Source organism: Paracholeplasma morum (assembly GCF_016907055.1).
In the GTDB taxonomy this organism is placed as follows: domain Bacteria; phylum Bacillota_I; class Bacilli_A; order Acholeplasmatales; family UBA5453; genus Paracholeplasma; species Paracholeplasma morum.
Genome location: NZ_JAFBBG010000004.1, coordinates 19,373 through 39,783 on the forward strand (window position 1 = coordinate 19,373; position 20,411 = coordinate 39,783).

Sequence of the window (20,411 nt, forward strand, 5' to 3'; positions counted from 1 at the left end):
ATTACTCCTTCCAATCGTCATCTTCAAATAGAGACAATTTTTTAATATGTATTTTCTTGTCGTCTGTGTGCTCTAAATCAGCCGTTTCTTTAGTTTCAGAAACGACTGGCGTACTTATTTCTACTGTTTTTGCCGGTTCTTCTTTGGTTTCTACAATTTTTATAGTTTTTGGTGTCTTAACAACAGGTTGTTTTTTAGGTGTTGTTAGCACAACTGAGCCCTTTTCAATTAATTCTTCATCGTCTGCTTCAGTGCTTGCAGGATTAAGAGTGATGAATAGAGATTTACCAAAAACTGCTGTATCTAAGAATGGTTTACCATATTCAGCATTACTCTTTAAGTCTTCAATTTTGAGCAATAAAGACCCTTGTTTTGCAGTTACTAAAACATCGACGTTTTCTTTAAATTGTTCAATTGATACCCTCGAAACGTCACGAATGAAGTGTGGATTGCGTTTTCTCAGCTTAATCAACTCTGTGGTTGCTTTTAAACGTTTTGACATCGGAATATTATCCACTTTATCACGTTTAATATTGCCTAGTGAAGTAAGAATAAGGATATCATCACTTGATTTAGCATAGATTGCTTTAACCACTTTATCTGTAGGATCTAATTTCACTGAAGATATACCATTCGATTGAGTACCATAAACGGGTACATCGTTTTGGTGGAAACGAAGGGCTTTGCCTTCTTTCGTAAAGACAATGATATTATTCTTTGTATATAGATCAACACTGGTTAATTCATCATTTTCTTGAATCTTCATTGCACGAATGGTCTTTGAATAACGAGATACTTCAAAATCCATTAGCTTAGTTTGCTTAATTCTGGCTTGTTCAGTGGTTAATAACACATTCGTATCCACATTAAAGTTTGAGATAGCATATATTTTTATGATAAACTCATTCTTTTCTATTGGGACGATATTATTGATAAACGCACCCAAGTCTTTCCACTTCATTTCTTCAAGTTCGAACACTGGTAAGTATATGTAATTTCCCAATGTGGTAAACATTAGCAAGACATCTTTTGTAGAAACTTCTTGATCAAATAACATTCCGTCTTGGTCTTTTAGCCCTGGTTGTTTTGAGGCAGTATAGCTTCTTAAGTTTGAACGCTTAATATAGCCATCTTTAGTAACGCCAACGCGAACACGTTCATCGCTAATAAGATCTGCTTTCTCAATCTTTATGGTTTCGATTTCTTCTTCGATAACAGTCTTTCTTGGTGTTCCGACTTTTGAAGATACTTCCTTGAGTTCCTTCTTAATCACGCCAAGCAGCATTTGCTCATCAGATAATACTTGTTTTAGCCATTCGATTTTTTCTTCTAACTCATTCGATTCCTTAATTAATAAGTTGATATCAGTCGAACTTAAACGATAGAGTTGAAGTGTTACAATCGCTTCAGCTTGAAGTTCACTAAAGCCAAACTTCTTGATGATGTTTTCTTTAGAGGTTTGCTTGTTTTTGGATTGTCTAATGATATGAATAACTTCATCGATGACATCGACCATCTTAATTAAGCCAGAAACAATGTGAAGTCTCTTCTCTGCCTTATCTAAATCAAAGTTTGAGCGGTTAGTGATAACTTCCTTTTGGTGATTAATATAAGCGTCAATAATCTCAATAACACCCATTTGAACTGGTCTTTGATGATGAATTGCAACCATATTGTAGTTGTAGTTTACTTGAAGATCTGTGTTTTTAAGTAAATAAGCTAAACAAATATCAGGATTGGCGTCCTTCTTTAACTCAATTGAGATTCTAAGCCCTTCACGGTCAGACTCATCTCTTACTTCTTGAATATCTTCTAATTTCTTGTCAATTCTCAGTAAGTCTATAGATTTAACAAGTTCAGCCTTGTTGACCTCATATGGAATCTCGTTAATAACAATTCTTGTTTGATCTTTATTAAACGTTTCAAAGGATGTTTTTGATCTGATAATAACTTTTCCTGAGCCTGTTTCAAAAGCTTGTTTAATGCCTTCTTTACCTTGTACGATTCCTCCAGTAGGGAAATCTGGACCAGGAATTATTTTCATCAATCTGTCTATGGTTAAATCAGGTTTATCAATTCGCTCAATAGTGGCTTTGATAACCTCTTTCAAATTATGTGGTGGGATTTTCGTTGCATAACCTGCAGATATACCATTAGCACCGTTAACAAGTAAGTTAGGAAACTTGGCTGGTAAAACGGTAGGTTCTAGTTCTTCATCGTCAAAGTTTGGAACGAAAGGAACTGTTCTTTTGTCTATGTCTGCGATTAAGTATTCAGCTTCTTTTGATAATCTGGCTTCTGTATAACGCATTGCAGCGGCAGAGTCGCCATCAATTGAACCGTTGTTTCCATGCATTTCAATGAGCGTTACCCCAACTTTAAAGCCTTGGCTCATTCTAACCATCGCATCATAAATCGAGGAGTCCCCGTGTGGATGGTATTTCCCCATTACTTCTCCAGCGATACGAGCGCTCTTCTTAAATGGTTTATCGTTAAACATACCCATTTTATACATAGCGTACAAAATACGTCTTTGAACAGGTTTTAAGCCATCTCTTGCATCTGGAAGTGCACGGTCTTGGATGATATATTTGGAATATCTACCAAAACGTTCTCCAATAATGTCTTCAAGTTTTTCAGTTTTAATTTTTTCTTCAATAAAGGCATCTATTTTTTTGTCAATCGTTTTTTTACTCATAGCTTGCCTCCTTAATTTGGAAGTCATCTTCGTCTACGAAGTCCACGTTATGTTCAATCCATTCTCTACGAGGCGCGACTTGATCCCCCATTAGTATAGAAACGCGTTTTTCTGCTTCGCCTTCATCTTCGATTTGGACTCTTATAAGCGTTCTAGTTTCAGGGTTCATGGTTGTTTCCCATAGTTGATCATAGTTCATTTCCCCAAGACCTTTATAACGTTGAAGCGTGTAAGATCCGGATTGTGTATATTCCTTAAGTTGCTCATCAGTCCACGCGTATTGCGAGATAATCTTGCCTGATTTTTTGTAGGATACTTTGTAAAGTGGTGGTAATGCAATATAAAGTTTACCAGCTTCTACAAGTGGCTTCATGTATCTAAAGAAAAAGGTGATTAGTAATACTTGAATATGTGCCCCATCGGTATCGGCATCGGTCATGATAATGATTTTGTCATAATTACATTTTTCGATGTCAAAATCAGCGCCAAATTCCGCGCCTATCGTATGGATAATTGTATTGATTTCTTCGTTTTTCAAAATAGCATCTACATTGGCTTTTTCTGTATTAATAACTTTACCTCTAAGTGGAAGAATGGCTTGGAATCGACGATCCCTACCTTGTTTTGCAGATCCTCCTGCAGAGTCACCTTCTACTAAAAACAGTTCATTCTTAGTTTTATCCTTGCCTTGTGCAGGGGTTAACTTCCCAGATAAAGTAACTTCTTTCTTATTACGTTTCTTATCACTTCTTGCCTCGTCACGGGCTTTTCTAGCAGCTTCTCTAGCTTTATAAGCATCCAAAGAACGCTTAATAAGACCACTTGAGAACTCTTGATTTTCTTCAAGGTAATAAGTAAGTTGATCATAAATAACAGATTCCATCGCGTTTCTAGCTTCAGGAGACCCTAGTTTTGATTTAGTTTGTCCTTCAAATTCTAAGAAAGCTTCCGGAATTCGGAGGGAGATAATTGCGGTGATACCTTCGCGGATATCAACCCCATCGAGGTTACCGTCTTTATCTTTAAGGAATCCATATTTTCGTGCATAATCATTTACAGCTCTTGTCATCGAAGATTTAAAGCCCGTTTCATGCGTACCACCATCACGTGTACGTACGTTATTGACGAAAGAAACTACTGTTTCGCTATAGCTCTGAGTGAATTGAAATGCCGTTTCAACCTCGATTGCATTAGTACTATTGATGTTATAAACGCCGATTAAGTCCTTAACCGCATGGTATTCTTGTTTGCCTTTATTTATATACTCTACGTATTCAGAAATACCACGTTCATATTGGAATATATCTTGAGTGTTCGTTCTTTCATCCTTTAGAGTTATTTTTAGATTTCGAATTAAAAATGCACTTTCGCGTAATCTATCTTTGATAGTGTCATAGTTAAAAAGAGTTGTAGAGAAGATTTTTGGATCAGGTTTAAACCATACTGTTGTCCCAGTCTTCTTAGTTTTTCCGATCTCTTCGAGTGGGCTAATGACTTTCCCGCCTTCACTAAAACGTTGTCTAAATATAGAACCATCTCTTGAAATCGTTACTTCTAAAAACTGTGATAAGGCGTTAACAACGGATGCGCCGACACCATGTAATCCCCCAGAAACTTTGTATCCGCCTTCTGCTGAGAACTTACCGCCAGCGTGTAAAACAGTAAAAATGATTTCCGTCGTTGGTTTACCTGACTTATGTGTCTTATAAGGTAATCCACGGCCAAAATCGCAAATTTCAACGCTATTATCATTTTTTATCGTTACGATTATTTCGTTACCATATCCAGATAATGCTTCATCAATTGAGTTATCGATGATTTCCCAAACCAGATGATGTAATCCTCTCGTATCGGTTGATCCGATGTACATTCCAGGACGCTTTCTTACAGCATCCAGACCCTCTAATATTTGAATCGAGTCTTCGGAATATTTTTTTTCATTTTCTTCCATTAAATCAGTCCCTACTTGTAACTATATTATATCAACATTTTAACGGTTACACAATGAAAAATATAGTCAGATTTTAAATTTGCCGTATTTTATTTGCTTTTTAATGACTTGTGATATAATATTTTAGTACCGAGGTGACAAAATGGAGAATATGTTATTACAATTAGGTTTAATTATTGTTGCTTATCTTGTCGGTTCTATACCGAATGGACTATGGATAGGTAAAGTGTTTTTAGGAATTGATATTAGACAACTCGGTTCAAAAAACATTGGAACTTCAAATGCCATTAGAGTAATGGGCTTGAAGTATGGAATACTGACATTTTTATTGGATGCATTGAAAGGTGCATTACCAATTCTACTCGTTTATTTATTGAGAAGAACAAATGACTTAGAGACTACTATTGAGATCTTTAACCGCGCTTATGACTATGCGATATTGTTTGGTGTAGTGGCTGTTATTGGTCATACATTCCCGATTTTTAATCAATTAAAAGGTGGAAAAGCAGTTGCTTCATCTGCTGGAATCGTATTATCATTAACACCATTTGCTGGTATTGCATGCATACTTGTGTACATTGCAGTGGTTGCTATTACAAAGTATGCCTCGCTTGGTTCTACTTTTGCTGCTCTAACGGTTTTCATCGTATCACTCATTGAATTTTATCTTCCTGATAAATCGCTTCTAGATAATTTGTTTGTAATCATTATCTATGCTTTAATGATTCTATTCATCTTTTATAGACACATAGAAAACTACAAGCGTTTGTTTAACGGTACTGAAAATAAGATGTCTTTCAAGAAGAAAACGCAATAACTAATCAAAAAGGTAAACCGCTCGGTTTACCTTTTTATTATCATTACTTTAATTTTCTCTTTGTGATGATTGTCGAAAGACTATCCGTCCATATTTGAGCAAAGTGGTTGTTTGAAACGACCATCGGAATTGCAAATACGTAGAAAAACGGTACTAGAACGTATAGTTCAATCGATAACTCAAATACAGATATCAATACAGTAGTGACTGCGATACCTAAGAATAATATAACGATGGAAATTGTATTGATCATTTTACGTTTATGAGTTACTTGATTTCCAAGACGCCAATGGATTCTTACGGTATGAATAACCAAAAAAGCAAAAGTTAACATCGATGCAATCGCAAGAATGCCAAATATAACGCCCTCGAGCGTACTATGTTTTTGAAGAACAGTAAGTACGGATATAATCGATAACATATAAAACACACCTGCAATTAAGAACTGCAGTAATGTCCTTGAATACCTTATCGCATGGATAAACTTTTCTTGAATCTCAAGGCTTTCTTCAGGGTTTTTAAGGCTCTCTTCAAACAATTGATAATATGAAACCTCTATTTCTTTGTGGTCCGTCAAATAGCGTTTATAATCTGCATAAAGGAATAATTCAGTCATGATATTGGCAATAAACAACGGAATGGTCAATAAGTTGAAAACCAAATACCACTTTTCTGCTAAGCCACTGGATCTAAGCACAATGACGATGATTGTGACCTTTAAAAGGATATCCAAGAACGTGTAGCGTTTATACTGCTTAAATGTTTCTGAAAAGCCCACTAAGGAGAGTAACACAGGAATAGCTATAGTAATAATCCAAATCGGCTGTATAGAATCAAGACCATCAGTTCTAATTTGATATGTTATCAATAAGACGTTGAAATAGGATAATATACTTAATCCGATTAATATTTTCAAGAAATTTTTCATAGTATACCTCACTTATTTTTATTTTAACACAATAAAATAAAAAGGTGTATTTACACCTTACTATTTTGTTTGGTTCATTGAACTCATGACTTGTCTTACTTGTTTTTCAGATGGAGTTCTGCCCATTTGTCTCATCATTTCACGAATCATTCGTTCGTTAACTGGTGGATTTTTCTTTAAATACTTCTTAAACCACGCTCTTGCTAGGAAGAAACCCAATATAAGTCCTAATACTAAGGCACCAACAATGGATAAAATTTCGCCTAATGTTCCCATTTAAATCACTCCTTTAATATCAATCTCATTGTACTAAAAAAATACATCAAATGCAACAATAAATCATGTTTAAGTTAGATTGTGTGTTTACATTTTGCTTGACATATTATAAAATAAACATAAGGAGTGATAATATGCCAAGATGGATTGATGACACTTGTATTGCATGCGGGTCATGTCAAGCAGTTTGTCCAGTTGATTGTATCTCTGAAGGGGATATCTACGTTATCGATGAAGATGTTTGCATCGATTGCGGCGCTTGTCAAGAAGTTTGCCCTGTAGGAGCAATTTCAGAAAGATAAAAAAAGCACATTAAGTGCTTTTTTTATTAGAGTTATTTAACATTTTTTATAATGACTATTTTCTTAATACCATGAACTCTTTCTTTCAAAATAGAAAGATCATTCGTACTTAAACTCACATTAGTACTTTTATCCATTTCTGCGATAATAACGCCATTTGAAGCCAGTAAAGGTGAAACGAGTTCAATGATTGGATTGATATCTAGATGATAAGGAGGATCTAAGAAGATATAATTAAATTCCTCTTTTGAAGCAACCAGTGTTATAATCAGTTCTTGGTAATCCATATTGTAAAGTCTTGCGTCTGTTTTAAGCTTGAGATTGTTTTGTTTAAGTGACTGAAATGCAAGTTTATCTACATCGTTTAGCGTGATTTTATCTAACCCTCTAGATAAAGCTTCAAACCCATATGCGCCTGAACCAGCAAACAGATCAAGCCCACTACCTGAGAGGCTGTAAAGCATATTAAAAACTGCTCCCCTCACGACGTGAGAGGTTTCTCTTGTTTGCTCACTCAAACTAACTAGAGATTGGTTCTTGTATTTGCCTGAGATGATTTTTACTTGGATGTTTTTCATTCGAATAATTTCAACATCGCTTTATTATAGAAGATGTTAGAGAAATACGTGCTTTTCTTTCCAACAATATCCAGATCCATTAAATCTCGATATCGCTTCATAATTGTCTTCGGCAATACATTAAATTGTGCTTGAAGCGGTTCACTTTCCAAATAGATTATTCGGTGACTGACGTGTAACATTTCTGTTAGGCGTCTTTTTTGATAAATGGTATGATCGCTTTTCTCAATCTTATCTTCTTGTTTACGTTTAAGCTTGTTATAGCCATTAATCATTTCTTTAGTATCTTTAATTGCGTGCAAAATGGCTTTTAGAAACGCTATTACAAACAAATTGATATCTCCATCTTGAATAGCCTTTACTCTGATTCCCTCAATGTTTTCTAAATGTTTTGAAAGTGGTATATAGTGTTTAATACCATCAAACTCTATTAGATACAAAATTGAGGCTAATCTAGCAAGTTCAAGATTACCTATTAAGAATGGTAAGGATGTAGCTATCTGAAAATACAATAAGGCACTTCTTATGTATACAGATACATCGTCCCTATACATAAACAGTTCCATTTCTTCCATTAAAATATTCATGGATTCTGCATCAGGTGGGATATATGTCGCTTGTTCTATTGAATTTCCGACAAAAGACTGAGTACGTCTGAACTCACCTGGATAGTGATTTTGGTGTTTTTGAAATAATGCAAAATGAAGATCCTTTAAGAATCTATTAGCATAGCCAATTTTTTTAATATGGTTAGGTGCTTCGTCATATACTTCTTGAAAATGCAATAAATCCGAATAAAAAAGGTTGAATCCGCTTGGTGCATATAAATCCGAAAGTGAATAATCACCTATCGTATATTTCATGCTATCGAGCATTTCTTTATCTTGAATCAGTCTATAGAAAGATCTATTTACAGGCGTTTCAACAGGTAAAGCCGCTTCAATATCCTTTACTAAGGCGTCGCATGATTCATCTTTTTTGGATGTTATTAATAACCCGTTTAAGGTATAAGGTATAAACACATTGATTTGTTTTAGTCCATAAGGTTTTTTTTCGTAATTTCCAAGCATATTATCACCTATAAAAATTATACATAAAATGGCTTAAAAAAGCAAAGAAAACAAACAAAAAAGGCATAAATATGCCTTTTATAGTTTACGTAGTTTGATTGCTTTGTTTTTATACTTTTTACCAGCTAACTGAAGGATTCTATTCGAAGCCATTCTGTTTAATTGGAATACTGTTTTAGTATCTCCAATCGTGATATCGCCAATATTTCCTGAGTATAAGTCGGCTTCTTTCTTGAATAAATCAATTAGACTAACTGCTCTAATTTGATCTTGCTTACCGAAGTTGATTTCATATTCGACAAAGTCGCGTACTCTTCCACTTCCTGAGGTTCCATTTGAAGATTGTGGTCTTCTTGGTGCACCATTTTGCTCTCTACGTCCATTGGATTTAGAATCAAATTCACGTCTTGGCTTAACATCTGCTGGAATTTCACGGTAAACTTTTTCAGTTTCATCAATCGTTAAAGTCATTAACGCATTGATGATGTCAATGCCATCGTATCCATCGGATAATAGCTTTTGAATTACTATTTCATAACGATTTTCACGTTTTGCAGTAATCATATCTACGATTTGATTGTAAATACCTTTGATTTTCACTGCATGAATATCGTCGATTGAAGGAATTTCCTTCAATTCTAGCGGCTGTTTTGTGAAGTACTCAAGTTCTTTGATTCTGCGTCTGTTCCATGCATTAGATAAAGTGATTGCATAACCGCTCTTCCCTGCACGTCCAGTTCTACCAATTCTGTGAACGTAAACTTCTAATTCTTGTGGAATATCGTAGTTTATGATGGCTTCAACATCATTGATGTCAAGCCCACGTGCTGCAACGTCAGTAGCAACTAAGATTTTCACTTGATTATTTCTAAACGCGTTCATTACACGGTCTCTTTGAAGTTGTTTCAAATCTCCATGTAAAGCATCAGCATTATAACCAAGGTTTTGAAGGTAGCTGACTAAATCGTCGACACCTTTCTTGGTATTAGCGAAAATGATAATCGATCTAAAATGATAAAAATCTAGTAATCTGACTAGTAGGTCATCTTTGTAGTCTTTTTTCACTTCATAATACACTTGTTTGATCTTTTCAACGGTTAATGTCTTAGCTTCGATCTTAATGTGTACTGGATCTTTTTGGTAGCTTGAAGCAACCTTTTTGATAAATGGTGGCATAGTAGCCGAGAATAAAACAGTCTGTCTTTCTCTTGGTGTATCTTTTAAAATAGTTTCTAAGTCTTCTTGGAAGCCCATTTTAAGCATTTCATCGGCTTCATCCATAACAAGCATTTGCAAATCACTGAAGTTCAATGTGCCTCTGTTCATGTGATCGATAATACGACCAGGTGTTCCGATAATAATTTGTGGTCTATCTTTTAGACTTCTAATTTGTCTGTCGATAGACTGTCCACCGTAAACCACGGTAGCTCTGATTTTGCGCGAATATCTTATAAGTTTTAAGAACTCTGCATATACTTGCAGAGACAGTTCTCTGGTAGGTAATAATATCAGCGCTTGAATATTTGGGTTGTCCAAATCAATTTTCTCTACAATTGGAATCGCGAATGAAAATGTCTTGCCTGTCCCGGTTTGCGCTTGTCCAATCATATCTTTCCCAGCTCTTACGACTGGAATGGATGCTGCCTGAATTTCAGTTGGATGCGTGAACTCTAATTGGTCAATCGCCTTTTGAACATCAGGTAGTAAATCTAAGTCTTTAAATGTAATCAATGTTTTTCCTCAATTCTTAATTAATACTTAAATACTATATCATAGATATATCTTATTTCCTAATCATTTTGCCTATATATGTGAATAAAAGTGCTTTCAAGCAAAATGAATTCATAACATTCACAAAAAGCCTAGCAATCATTAAAAAAAGTCCAAAAAATGGACTTAAAATACATAATAATACCTAGAAAGGTGTGAGAACAAAAAATTGTTACAGTGGGTATAATCAAGTGATGTTTTGTGATTCCTAACTATAATTTAGGCTTTCAACCCCACATACTCTCAAATCCCGTTTCGGATGGTTGGGTTCCACAGCTTACCTTCTAGGCACTTATATTTTATCATTAGAAAACGTTGTTTGTCAAATTGACTACTTTTGATCTAACTCTTTAAGTTTCTTGTTTAGTAGTTCAATAACCTGTGGTCTAACGTCATCACGTTTCAACCCAAAATCCAGTGTAGCTTCGATGTATCCGATTCTCGATCCGATATCATAACGTTTACCATCAACATCGTATGAAAACACCTTTTCTTCAGTCATCATACGTTTTATTGCATCAGTCAGTTGTATTTCTCCACCAGCTCCACGTTCTTGGTTCTCCAAGTATTTAAATATCGTTGGTGATAAGACATATCTCCCACCGATTGCACTTCTTGATGGAGCTACTTCAGGTTTTGGTTTTTCAACAACACTGCTTAATAGTGATAAACCTGGTTCTAACACAGATTCTGGCTTACATATACCGTATTTAGAGGTATCTTGTAAATCCACTTCCAGCGTTCCCAAGAAAGATCCGCCATATTGGTCATATTTATCGATTAATTGTCGTAGTACGGGTTTTTCATTGCCTACATACAAATCGTCTCCTAAAAGGAGTGCGAATGGTTCATTACCGATGAATGCTTTAGCACACAATACCGCATGGCCTAAGCCCAGTTGTTCTTTTTGACGAATATAGTGAATATTAGCCAAATTAGATACTCTTGTGACAATATTGAGTTCCTCAGTTTTGTTTTTTTCTTTTAAGATGCCTTCTAATTCTAAGTTGCGATCAAAGTGATCCATAATGGCATTTTTATTAGCACTAACAATAATCAAAATTTCTTCAATACCTGAAGCAATGGCTTCTTCTACAATATATTGGATTGTAGGGGTATCAATAATTGGAAACATTTCTTTTGCTAATGCTTTTGTTGCAGGTAAAAATCTTGTGCCATACCCTGCAGCTGGAATAACTGCCTTCTTTATCATATTTTCTGTTAGCTTTTTTATAAAAGCTTCTCCCTTCTAATAATAGAGCATGATGCGAACAAACGTGCCATTATTACGCATAGACTCTAGTAATATATCTCTAACCGATGTCTCAATTAAGTAATCGAGATTACGGCATTTCAGATTTGTCTGAATTGTGTATACGCCTTCTTGATCCAATTCTTCTAGTCGTCTTGATGTATACTTCTTCTGATAGTTTTGTAAGTCCACCATGGTTTTAAAATATAATACCACACTAATGATAACTTCGCCTCTTATTTCTAACTCATTCAGTAAATGAGCTAAATTGAGGGCTCTAGCAACAATGTATTCCGGATTATGAAAGAATCTAGTTTCATAAAACTTTCGACTAGAATCATTATATTCTCTCAGACCAACGTGGGTTTTAAATAGCCCTTCTAAAAAGATTTTGAATTTCTCCATTCGTTTTTCCTGGCCCTTAATGAATTCAGCAAAAACGTATGTATACTTTTTATTATGTGTGTAAGCAGTGATAATAAACTTATGAAAGTTCGCATAGACAAGTATTTCATCAAAGTGACTTTGGAATGTCTCCAATGGTACTTCGATTCCATAGTGGCCAATTTCAGTGGTTTGTTCATTATATACTAGAGATTCAAATAAGGCATTCGCATATACTATTTCCTGTCTATCGCTATCATAATAAGTGTATGCACTATAGCTTACGCGTGAAAAGTACTTTACATATTCAACGATAGCAACTGATAAACCAAATACTCCAACCAGTGCCATGAAGAGCCCTTTTATCATCGGATCGACATCATCTATTAATGCAATAATATAGATAATCGGGATAAATACAGATAATCTTACTGCTCTCATCATAGTAGTAAATCCCTTTTTTTGAAGCAGAATCATCATGATGAACACAATTGTTAAGAAATAAATACCTAAGATGTTACTTAAGGATACTACTTGGAAATAGGCAATATCGTTAGCTACGAATAATAAAATGAATATATCTATCCCAAATAAAACTAATACAGTAAGCGTACGTGCTCTATGATACCAAGCTTTTGTGTAGAGTTTTCGAGTTTGAGGCAAATGATAATGATCTTTCATCTCACGACGATATTGATAAAAAGTTTCATATTTACCTATCATTTTTAGTCTAAACGGCTCTATTTCAGCGTCACTTAAAGTATTAGCCAAATATGTTTCAAACTCTGCTAACGGATTAGAAACGAAGATTAGTGACCCAATGAATATGACAACTAGACTGAATCGTTCGGGGATTAATGCCAATACAATCGCAATTAAAACACCGTATATAAAGAATACGATTAGTTTTGCAAGTCCGCCAAACACATACAGTGCCAGATACAGTAAAAATAAAACGCTCACTAGCGCATAAATGGTTTGATGATTCGGTTGTAAAAAGCTAGAAGCAATGACCAAAGCTACAATAATACTTGAGGCCATAATCATTGCGATTAATAAACGTCTAGACATATTTCATCCTCTTCTAGTCTCATTATACAAAAAAAAGAATGGTAAGTCCATTCTTTATTCATTAATAATTATTTAGTTTGTGCAGCTCTTATAGCTTCTACAAGGTCAGCTTTTTTCATGCCTGAAAGACCTGATAAGCCTAATTCTTGTGCCATTTCTTTAAGTTGTGCAACAGTTAATTTTCCCAAATCAACTTCTACTGCTTTTGGAGCTTCTTTAACTTCTGCTTTTGGAGCCTTAACAGCAACTTCAGCAACTACTGGTTTAACTTCGCCAGCTAAGCCTTTTTTAGCTACTTCAACGATGTTAGCGAATCCTTTTGGATCGTTAACAGCTAAATCAGCTAACATTTTTCTGTTAATTACTACACCAGCTTTTAATAGTCCATTGATTAGCAATGAATATTTGAAGTTATTTTGTTTGCATGCAGCATTGATTCTTGAAATCCAGATTTTTCTGAAGTTTCTCTTTGTTTGTTTTCTATCTCTGTAAGCGTATGCTAATGAACGCATTACTTGTTCATGTGCAGTACGGAAAAGAGTACGTTTGGATCCAAAGTAACCTTTGGCTAATTTTAAGATTTTTTTACGTCTTGCGCGTGTTTGTACGCTTCCTTTAACTCTTGGCATGTTATCCTCCTACTTAAGATTCGAAATCAGTTGTTTGATACGTTTGTAGTCTGATGCAGACACACCTGTTTCGCCTCTTAATTGTCTATTTTGTTTTGTTGTTTTGCTTGCAGCTAAGTGGTTTGAGTAAGCATGGCCTCTTTGTAATTTACCAGTACCAGTTACTTTAATTCTTTTCTTTAAACCACTATGAGTCTTTTGTTTTGGCATTTATATAGTCTCCTTATGATTTCGTTTTTGGGGCTACAGTCGCACTTAATTGACGACCTTCCATTTTAATGCTTGATTCAACCACAATTGAATCACCTAAGGCTTGAATGAAATCTTCCATAACTTTGTAGCCTTGTGAGCTATGAACAATCATTCTTCCTCTAAAACGCAAACTGATTTTTACCTTGTCGCCTTTACTAATGAACTTAGTAGCACTCTTTACTTTAGTCTCTAAGTCGTGTTTGTCAATTACTGGAGACAAACGAATTTCTTTGATTTCAACGACATGTTGGTTTTTCTTCATTTCACGTGCTTTACGTTGTTGATCGTAGCGGAATTTTGAGTAATCCATTATTTTCGCTACTACTGGTTTTGAATCTGGTGATACGACAACTAAATCTAGTTCTCTTCTTCTAGCTTCAGTTAGTGCTTGTTGGATTTTAATCACACCCAAGTTTTCACCTTGATCGTCGATAACCAATAATTCTCTAGCCATGATGCCTTCATTGACTAAAGCATCTGTTTTATTACCTTTTACGGGGCTCTTTATATGCTCCACCTCCTAAGTGTTTTTATAAAAGAAAAAGTGTGTACATTGTACCCACTTAACGTTATTAATATATGCATATTAAATACGTGACTGTTTGCCTACTGACTTATCAATCAGGCGAGAAGTAGGTACTTCTTCTTTTCACTATTTCTAGTTCCTTATGTATTATACCTAATGGGCAATCTATTGTCAACCCAAAAGTATAAATTACTTTGATTTAAATAACAACCCAGTCAAACCAATCGCATTATATAGCAATGCTAACGAAATGGTATAAACAAAACGGGTGATACTAAAATCAAATAAATGTGGAATTAAGTAATATAATGGATTCGTATCCGTCTGCATCATTGGTAAAAACACAGCCAACATCAACAGAAATATCCATTTGAACTTACTTTTAACACTCATTAATAATACCATAAAACTCGCGTAAACAAAAGCATTTGTCAAATATATTCCAAAAGAAACACTTATCTTTACGTATGAATCAAAGGCAATCCAAAATACTATTTGAAAAATTCCATACCCTGTGATAGAAATTATGCTTAAGGAAATCATAAGCGAAATCCACTTTGATATGTAGTATTTTGTCTTCAGTCCAATTACTAAAAATAGTTCATGGTCGTTTATTAGTTGTTGAACCCTATGAATCAATAGAATCACAGAGAAATACCATAAAACCATTTTTGTCTCATTAATATAATGACTTTGATTATTTATGTGATTAAGCATCCGTTCAACTCTAGGCTCAAAATAACCGGATAACATCAACAGTAACAAGACATATATCAGTAAAGTGATTACTATCATCAAGTAATCCTTTTTCTTTGACTCTTTTAGGAAGTCATAAAGCGTTAAACTCATCAATGTTAATCACCTCATGATCGATGCTTTTAAACAAGTTCTTTTCGTGTGACGAGACAATGATGCAAGCCCCTTGTTTTATTAATTCCCCTAATCTTTTTTCGATGCATTTAATACTTTTGGCATCTAATGCTGTGAAGGGCTCGTCTAAAAAAACGAGATCTGGGCATCCCACTAATGCGAAATAGAGTAATATCTTTTGTTTATTACCCTTAGAAAGGATATCCACAGTATGTGTTAAATCGATTTCTAACTCTGAAAGAAACTTTAAATCCAATTCTATCTTTAAAATAGATAGCATCCATTCGATAAACTTCATTGGTTTTTCTTGATAAGGCAATTCCACATAGTCTGGCATATATCTACATTTAAGTCTACCAGCAGTTTTGATATAGCCTTTATCAAGTTTTACTCGCTCCATACATATTTTCAAAAAAGTGGTTTTACCAGAACCGTTTTTTCCTCTTAAGACTGTAAGTGACCCTCTTTGAAAGCTTTTGGTAAAATTATCGATAATTATCTTGTCTCCATAGCGCTTACTGGCCTCTTTAATCTCAATCAAGGACATAAATCATATGCCTACTTTCATCAAGAGACATTGTCATTCTCTCAAAGTATTTAAAAGTATGAAGTGTTATCGATTCTGTCGTGCCATTGTTATCAAAAATAAGTCTTAAAGCGGTTTCATTATAATCAAAAGATTCAATCGGAACATTGATATGGATTGTACCAGTATTTGTAAGACTATCGTAGGATGTCTCTATTTTAGTAAAGCGATCCGCTGCGTAATAAACATCGATTACATTTAGCGCCTCCGAAGCTTGATATTCAAGTGTAATACTCGACAAAAACGTCTCACTTACCGGATTATTACCATATTGATTGATGATATTGACCTTTTGTGTGTCCTCGTAAAACATGATCGACAGGGACCCTATCTTAAGACTGTATTTTTGGTCATTTTTTAATATGACAACCATATAACACTCAGACATCTTATAATCCATAGTGAGTTCAGGAATCCTTAATATGAATGCATATTCCTGATATGTTTCATTCAAATATGTTTTAGGTGACTTCTTCTCTATATCAAATGATTGAATGGAGAGTTTATTTGTTTCTGTTTCATTGATTAGATGAATGGACTTAATTGCATCAGCATCGACAATTGCATGTGATTGATTAAGGTGAACTCTTACTTCAAGAGCATCATCTTTGGTGGTCTTACTGAAAAGCGTTTGTACAACAAGTATTTTTTTGGATGTCTCTTCATCATAGGATCTTATATTCACATAGACAATTACTCCACACAAGACAATGAATACTGCTAGGACTATTTTTTTCATATTTTCACCTTCTCAAGTCGATAATATTGGGTTGTGACAACAAATACTTCGAATCCACCTTTTTCTAGTAGAATCCAAAATGCATATTTTGCAGCAACCCCATTGGTAATTTTCCCCTCTCCATGGATGTATAGATTGGCCATGGTTCCTGGATCAACTTGCATTTTGATCTTCCATGTCTCATTTTCTTTGGATGAGGTCTCTACATTAGATGTTTTTTTAATGGACGATTCTAGCCCCCCTTTGAATTTCTTCACTGTCCCTGAAGCATTGATTCCGATGGTTCCTGAAGCGGTAATGCTTCTTGAAGTAGACTTAGTACCATCGTACTTATATTCATAATCAATGGCTGTCGAACCATCATTATGATAGGAAAAAATGGTTTCCGTCCTATAGATTACTTTGGCATCTTCTGTGACAATAAAAACATTCCAGCCTGCAAACCGCCTTTTCGTGACTTTTTTATAATATTCTTTATAGTTTTCTTTTGTATAATCTTTTAGAAATATACCCTCAGGCATTTCTATAGATTCAAACGATTCATAATCTGCATCAGCGTTAAGTGTGACACCTCTAAAACTTACTGTTATCAGTACTAAAAGCACAATCATGTATTTTTTCATCTTAATACCTCCACTTTATACATACCGGTATAACGCAAATTTACTTTGAAATGATGAAAAAAAAGACTAAGATCATATCAAAATAATCTCTAGTCTTTGATTTATAAGTTACTTAATTATTTCTTACTCATGAAGTTTTCGATATCTTTAACTTCTTTTATGATTGATTCTGATAGATTAACATGTCCGTTATCGGTTAATAGAATGTTATCCTCAATGCGAATGCCGATTGCTTCATCAGCAATGTATAATCCAGGTTCAACTGTAATGACTTGGCCTTTTTCAAATGGTTTTGTGTAGTTTCCAACATCATGAACATCTAGTCCTAAGAAGTGGCCTAATGAATGATAATAATATTTTGAGACTTCACTTACATCTTTAATTTTGCCCATCTTAACCAGTCCCTCTGCTAAGATTTTCTTACCAAATTCATTAAATTCTTGGAATGTAACGCCTGGTTTAAGCATTTCAATCGATTTCTTATTGGTTTCTAATACCAGTTCATAATAAGCTTTTTGTCTTTCTGTAAACTTACCTGATACTGGGAACGTTCTTGAAATATCTGAGCAATACTCATTTTTTCTCACACCTAAATCGAATAAGATTAAGTCATTATCTTGAATGACTGCGTTATTTTTCTCATAGTGTAGAATGGTCGCATTCTTGCCACTTGCAGCAATCGTATTAAAGGAGGTAGTTACACCATTTGAGTTTAAAACGAAATGATAATACGCTTCAAGTTGATATTCTCTAATGCCAGCTTTGGCATTTGACATTAATGCTTCAATACCGAGTCTGGTTACTTCAATGGCTTCTTGCATCATTTTAACTTCATGAGTATGTTTAACTGAACGTAATTCACCTAATTTAGGATGTAATGATGCAATTACTAGATTTGGATACAAATTACGCATTTCATTGCCAAAACGATCTGATTCGGTTTCTAAAGCATCCATACTTCTACGATCTAAATCTAAGTATAAAGCATTAAGTGCTCCAAAAACTGCTTGACGTGAATCCTGTAAAAACTTGGATAGAACGGTTCTAAAGTCTTTTCTTTCGAATACCTCATCAACCATCGAAATGGCTTTAGCCTCTTCCATGGACATCGTTTCGCCGACCCATAACGCAGTTACTGGATCAGTCTTTTCAATAAATAAGAAACTCTTTTCCATGTTAGCACCTTTAATCATCACTAAGGCGACATTTTCTTCCTTAATGCCAGTCAAATAGAAAAAATTCTTGTTGACTTCAAATGGATAAGTTTGATCAGCCGTGCGAACTGGTGAAGTGCCACTAAAGAAGCAGGCAAAACTTTGATTTTCCATGTGGTTAAATAGGTTTTTGCGATTCATTTTGTACATAATATCTTCCTCACTGGGATTAACCCTTATATTTGTGAAACCAACCCATTAATAATAATCTTATAGTTATCAATAATGGACAATGAGTCTTCTTTCGACTCTCCCTTTACAGAGATGTATATTTTAAGTTTTGGTTCAGTACCACTTGGTCTAAAGACAACCCAAGAGCCATCTCTATAATAAAATTTTATAACATTGGATTTTGGTAAATCTAAAGAAGTGGTTTCTACTTTAGTCCATCTTGTAGATTGTAAGCAATCATCGATTTGGACGAGTTCTTTGTTCTTTATCGACAGACGGTAACGTCTAAAATGAGACATGATTGCTTCAATTTTTTCCTTGCCTTCAATACCTTTTAAATTAAGGTTTAAGGTTTCTTCAACAAAGAAGCCATATTCAGCGTACACATCATTAAGTGCATCTATTAGAGTTTTGCCAAATTGATTATAATAAGTAGCCATTTCTGCTAGCATGTATACTGCTTGAACGGCATCTTTATCTCTAACAAAATCTGAAATCAGCGACCCATAGGACTCTTCACAGCCAAACAGATAAACACCCGTAGATTCAATTTTCTTTGCTTGTTCACCAATAAACTTAAACCCGGTAAGTGTTTCTACTACTTGTGCACCAAAACCTAATGCGATTTTTTTGATTAATGGTGTAGTAACGTTTGTCAAAAATACATACCCATTATCCGGCAAGATGTTTTGAGCTTTTCTACGAGATAGAACGTAGTGTACCGTTAAGCTTGCGGTTTGGTTTCCTGTTAAGAACTGATATTTTCCTTTGTGTTTTACCATTACACCCAATCTATCGGCATCTGGGTCAGTGACCAAAATCAAATCTGCGTTAATGTCTTTAGCATATTCTAGCGATTTTTCATATGCGATTGGTTCTTCTGGATTTGATGACTTAGTATTTGAAAAATCAGGATCAACAGTCATTTGAGATTCTAGTGGGAAAACTTGATAGCCCATTCCTGAAAGTAAATTCGGGATTAATGTTCCACCAGCACCGTGCAATGGTGAATACACAAGCTTTAATGGCTTGTTAGCGATATTTTCTAGTTCTATTGTTCTGACTTTATCTAAGTATATTTGATCAAAACTCTCATCTATCCACTCAATAAGTGAAGAGGATTCATCAAATGCAATCTCAAAGAAATCATGGATATTGGAGATGTTATCGATGACGATATTCGCTAAATCAGGAACCAATTGACATCCTTCTTTATCGTATACCTTGTACCCGTTATATTCTTTCGGATTATGAGAGGCTGTAATCATGATGCCTCCATCACACCCAAAATGACGTGTCATAAAGGATAAATACGGGGTTGGTCTAAGGTTTTTGGTAATATATACTTTAATGCCAAGTTTGGCAAGAACTCCAGCAGCTCTTTTCGCAAATACATATGAATTATGTCTATTATCATAGGATATAGCAATTTTCCTTGTGCCATTAAGGCTTAAAATATACTGTCCGAAACCTAAGGTTGAACGCATAATCGTATATACATTCATACGGTTTGTTCCAGGTCCCATTAATCCTCTAATTCCACCTGTTCCAAACTCTATATCCATGTAAAAGGATTCTTTAATTTGATTTTCGTCCATGCTTAATAATTCGTTTTTTACATCATTATCTAGATTAGGATAGTTCATCCATTTGTTATACTGTGTTTTATATGTCATTTTAATACCCCCTACAGTATCCATTATA

The 20,411-nt window shown here is 34.7% G+C and carries 20 protein-coding genes and 1 pseudogene; 2 read left to right on the forward strand and 19 right to left on the reverse strand.

Annotated features, from left to right (window positions below):
* Position 1 precedes the first annotated feature (1 nt).
* Together parC and parE are read right to left on the reverse strand one after the other, a co-directional pair.
* Positions 2 to 2,698 (reverse strand): DNA topoisomerase IV subunit A, encoded by a 2,697-nt coding sequence (parC, locus tag JN09_RS02765; RefSeq protein WP_204432418.1) that lies wholly within the window; start codon positions 2,696 to 2,698, stop codon positions 2 to 4.
* Positions 2,691 to 4,649, reverse strand: a complete 1,959-nt coding sequence (parE, locus tag JN09_RS02770) for a DNA topoisomerase IV subunit B (RefSeq protein ID WP_204432419.1) — start codon at positions 4,647 to 4,649, stop codon at positions 2,691 to 2,693. The genes parC and parE overlap by 8 nt, the downstream gene beginning before the upstream one ends.
* A gap of 142 nt (positions 4,650 to 4,791) precedes the next feature.
* On the opposite strand from parE, the gene plsY reads away from it, so the two are divergent.
* Complete coding sequence (gene plsY, locus JN09_RS02775; protein WP_204432422.1) at positions 4,792 to 5,466, forward strand: glycerol-3-phosphate 1-O-acyltransferase PlsY; 675 nt, start codon at positions 4,792 to 4,794, stop codon at positions 5,464 to 5,466.
* 43 nt (positions 5,467 to 5,509) lie between these two features.
* Here plsY and JN09_RS02780 read toward each other — a convergent pair whose 3' ends face one another.
* Positions 5,510 to 6,394: a hypothetical protein gene (locus JN09_RS02780; protein WP_204432423.1), complete on the reverse strand. Its 885-nt coding sequence runs from the start codon at positions 6,392 to 6,394 to the stop codon at positions 5,510 to 5,512.
* Positions 6,395 to 6,454: 60 nt separating this feature from the next.
* Complete coding sequence (locus JN09_RS02785) at positions 6,455 to 6,670, reverse strand: YneF family protein (RefSeq protein WP_204432425.1); 216 nt, start codon at positions 6,668 to 6,670, stop codon at positions 6,455 to 6,457.
* A gap of 134 nt (positions 6,671 to 6,804) precedes the next feature.
* Here JN09_RS02785 and fdxA point away from each other — a divergent pair, with 134 nt between their 5' ends.
* On the forward strand, positions 6,805 to 6,972 hold the full coding sequence (gene fdxA, locus JN09_RS02790; protein WP_204432426.1) for a 4Fe-4S ferredoxin: 168 nt from the start codon (positions 6,805 to 6,807) through the stop codon (positions 6,970 to 6,972).
* A gap of 32 nt (positions 6,973 to 7,004) precedes the next feature.
* Here the strand turns inward: fdxA and JN09_RS02795 are convergent, their stop codons facing one another.
* The 15 genes and pseudogenes from JN09_RS02795 to JN09_RS02860 form a co-directional block, all read right to left on the reverse strand.
* Entirely contained in the window at positions 7,005 to 7,550 is a 546-nt protein-coding gene (locus JN09_RS02795) for an RsmD family RNA methyltransferase (protein ID WP_204432428.1), read from the reverse strand.
* Positions 7,547 to 8,620 carry a Fic family protein gene (locus tag JN09_RS02800; protein ID WP_204432432.1) on the reverse strand — a complete coding sequence of 358 codons (1,074 nt, stop codon included), beginning with the start codon at positions 8,618 to 8,620 and terminating at the stop codon, positions 7,547 to 7,549. The genes JN09_RS02795 and JN09_RS02800 overlap by 4 nt, the downstream gene beginning before the upstream one ends.
* A gap of 78 nt (positions 8,621 to 8,698) precedes the next feature.
* Positions 8,699 to 10,351 carry a DEAD/DEAH box helicase gene (locus JN09_RS02805; protein ID WP_204432433.1) on the reverse strand — a complete coding sequence of 551 codons (1,653 nt, stop codon included), beginning with the start codon at positions 10,349 to 10,351 and terminating at the stop codon, positions 8,699 to 8,701.
* A 370-nt stretch (positions 10,352 to 10,721) separates the two neighbouring features.
* The gene (gene galU / locus JN09_RS02810) at positions 10,722 to 11,603 is read right to left on the reverse strand and encodes a UTP--glucose-1-phosphate uridylyltransferase GalU (protein WP_204432439.1); all 882 of its coding nucleotides are present in this window, start codon (positions 11,601 to 11,603) and stop codon (positions 10,722 to 10,724) included.
* Between the two features lie 36 nt (positions 11,604 to 11,639).
* Positions 11,640 to 13,097: a hypothetical protein gene (locus JN09_RS02815; RefSeq protein ID WP_204432441.1), complete on the reverse strand. Its 1,458-nt coding sequence runs from the start codon at positions 13,095 to 13,097 to the stop codon at positions 11,640 to 11,642.
* Between the two features lie 68 nt (positions 13,098 to 13,165).
* Complete coding sequence (locus JN09_RS07615; protein ID WP_268939104.1) at positions 13,166 to 13,285, reverse strand: Rho termination factor N-terminal domain-containing protein; 120 nt, start codon at positions 13,283 to 13,285, stop codon at positions 13,166 to 13,168.
* Positions 13,286 to 13,375: 90 nt separating this feature from the next.
* Positions 13,376 to 13,726: pseudogene (gene rplT / locus JN09_RS07620) on the reverse strand (50S ribosomal protein L20); the annotation flags it as partial.
* Positions 13,727 to 13,735: 9 nt separating this feature from the next.
* Positions 13,736 to 13,936, reverse strand: a complete 201-nt coding sequence (gene rpmI, locus JN09_RS02825; protein ID WP_204432445.1) for a 50S ribosomal protein L35 — start codon at positions 13,934 to 13,936, stop codon at positions 13,736 to 13,738.
* Positions 13,937 to 13,949: 13 nt separating this feature from the next.
* The gene (infC, locus tag JN09_RS02830; RefSeq protein ID WP_308699517.1) at positions 13,950 to 14,495 is read right to left on the reverse strand and encodes a translation initiation factor IF-3; all 546 of its coding nucleotides are present in this window, start codon (positions 14,493 to 14,495) and stop codon (positions 13,950 to 13,952) included.
* A 198-nt stretch (positions 14,496 to 14,693) separates the two neighbouring features.
* On the reverse strand, positions 14,694 to 15,353 hold the full coding sequence (locus JN09_RS02835) for a hypothetical protein (RefSeq protein ID WP_204432447.1): 660 nt from the start codon (positions 15,351 to 15,353) through the stop codon (positions 14,694 to 14,696).
* A complete protein-coding gene (locus JN09_RS02840) occupies positions 15,334 to 15,921 on the reverse strand; it encodes an ATP-binding cassette domain-containing protein (protein WP_204432449.1) in 588 nt (195 codons plus the stop codon). The genes JN09_RS02835 and JN09_RS02840 overlap by 20 nt, the downstream gene beginning before the upstream one ends.
* Positions 15,908 to 16,699 (reverse strand): hypothetical protein, encoded by a 792-nt coding sequence (locus JN09_RS02845; RefSeq protein WP_204432450.1) that lies wholly within the window; start codon positions 16,697 to 16,699, stop codon positions 15,908 to 15,910. The genes JN09_RS02840 and JN09_RS02845 overlap by 14 nt, the downstream gene beginning before the upstream one ends.
* Positions 16,696 to 17,322: a hypothetical protein gene (locus JN09_RS02850; protein WP_204432451.1), complete on the reverse strand. Its 627-nt coding sequence runs from the start codon at positions 17,320 to 17,322 to the stop codon at positions 16,696 to 16,698. The genes JN09_RS02845 and JN09_RS02850 overlap by 4 nt, the downstream gene beginning before the upstream one ends.
* Positions 17,323 to 17,438: 116 nt before the next feature.
* Entirely contained in the window at positions 17,439 to 18,686 is a 1,248-nt protein-coding gene (locus JN09_RS02855) for an aminopeptidase P N-terminal domain-containing protein (RefSeq protein ID WP_204432452.1), read from the reverse strand.
* 26 nt (positions 18,687 to 18,712) lie between these two features.
* A complete protein-coding gene (locus JN09_RS02860) occupies positions 18,713 to 20,383 on the reverse strand; it encodes a phospho-sugar mutase (RefSeq protein ID WP_204432454.1) in 1,671 nt (556 codons plus the stop codon).
* Positions 20,384 to 20,411 lie beyond the last annotated feature (28 nt).

Excerpts from the sequence above, each read along its gene's own strand:
- JN09_RS02795 (WP_204432428.1), bottom strand. The coding sequence starts at position 7,550 with ATGAAAAACATCCAAGTAAAAATCATCTCAGGCAAATACAAGAACCAA.
- JN09_RS02840 (WP_204432449.1), bottom strand. The coding sequence starts at position 15,921 with ATGTCCTTGATTGAGATTAAAGAGGCCAGTAAGCGCTATGGAGACAAG.
- parC (WP_204432418.1), bottom strand. The coding sequence starts at position 2,698 with ATGAGTAAAAAAACGATTGACAAAAAAATAGATGCCTTTATTGAAGAA.
- JN09_RS02815 (WP_204432441.1), bottom strand. The coding sequence starts at position 13,097 with ATGTCTAGACGTTTATTAATCGCAATGATTATGGCCTCAAGTATTATT.
- fdxA (WP_204432426.1), top strand. The coding sequence starts at position 6,805 with ATGCCAAGATGGATTGATGACACTTGTATTGCATGCGGGTCATGTCAA.
- plsY (WP_204432422.1), top strand. The coding sequence starts at position 4,792 with ATGGAGAATATGTTATTACAATTAGGTTTAATTATTGTTGCTTATCTT.
- JN09_RS02835 (WP_204432447.1), bottom strand. The coding sequence starts at position 15,353 with ATGAGTTTAACGCTTTATGACTTCCTAAAAGAGTCAAAGAAAAAGGAT.
- JN09_RS02850 (WP_204432451.1), bottom strand. The coding sequence starts at position 17,322 with ATGAAAAAATACATGATTGTGCTTTTAGTACTGATAACAGTAAGTTTT.
- JN09_RS02800 (WP_204432432.1), bottom strand. The coding sequence starts at position 8,620 with ATGCTTGGAAATTACGAAAAAAAACCTTATGGACTAAAACAAATCAAT.
- JN09_RS02785 (WP_204432425.1), bottom strand. The coding sequence starts at position 6,670 with ATGGGAACATTAGGCGAAATTTTATCCATTGTTGGTGCCTTAGTATTA.
- JN09_RS02860 (WP_204432454.1), bottom strand. The coding sequence starts at position 20,383 with ATGACATATAAAACACAGTATAACAAATGGATGAACTATCCTAATCTA.
- galU (WP_204432439.1), bottom strand. The coding sequence starts at position 11,603 with ATGATAAAGAAGGCAGTTATTCCAGCTGCAGGGTATGGCACAAGATTT.
- JN09_RS02855 (WP_204432452.1), bottom strand. The coding sequence starts at position 18,686 with ATGTACAAAATGAATCGCAAAAACCTATTTAACCACATGGAAAATCAA.
- JN09_RS02845 (WP_204432450.1), bottom strand. The coding sequence starts at position 16,699 with ATGAAAAAAATAGTCCTAGCAGTATTCATTGTCTTGTGTGGAGTAATT.
- JN09_RS02780 (WP_204432423.1), bottom strand. The coding sequence starts at position 6,394 with ATGAAAAATTTCTTGAAAATATTAATCGGATTAAGTATATTATCCTAT.
- parE (WP_204432419.1), bottom strand. The coding sequence starts at position 4,649 with ATGGAAGAAAATGAAAAAAAATATTCCGAAGACTCGATTCAAATATTA.
- rpmI (WP_204432445.1), bottom strand. The coding sequence starts at position 13,936 with ATGCCAAAACAAAAGACTCATAGTGGTTTAAAGAAAAGAATTAAAGTA.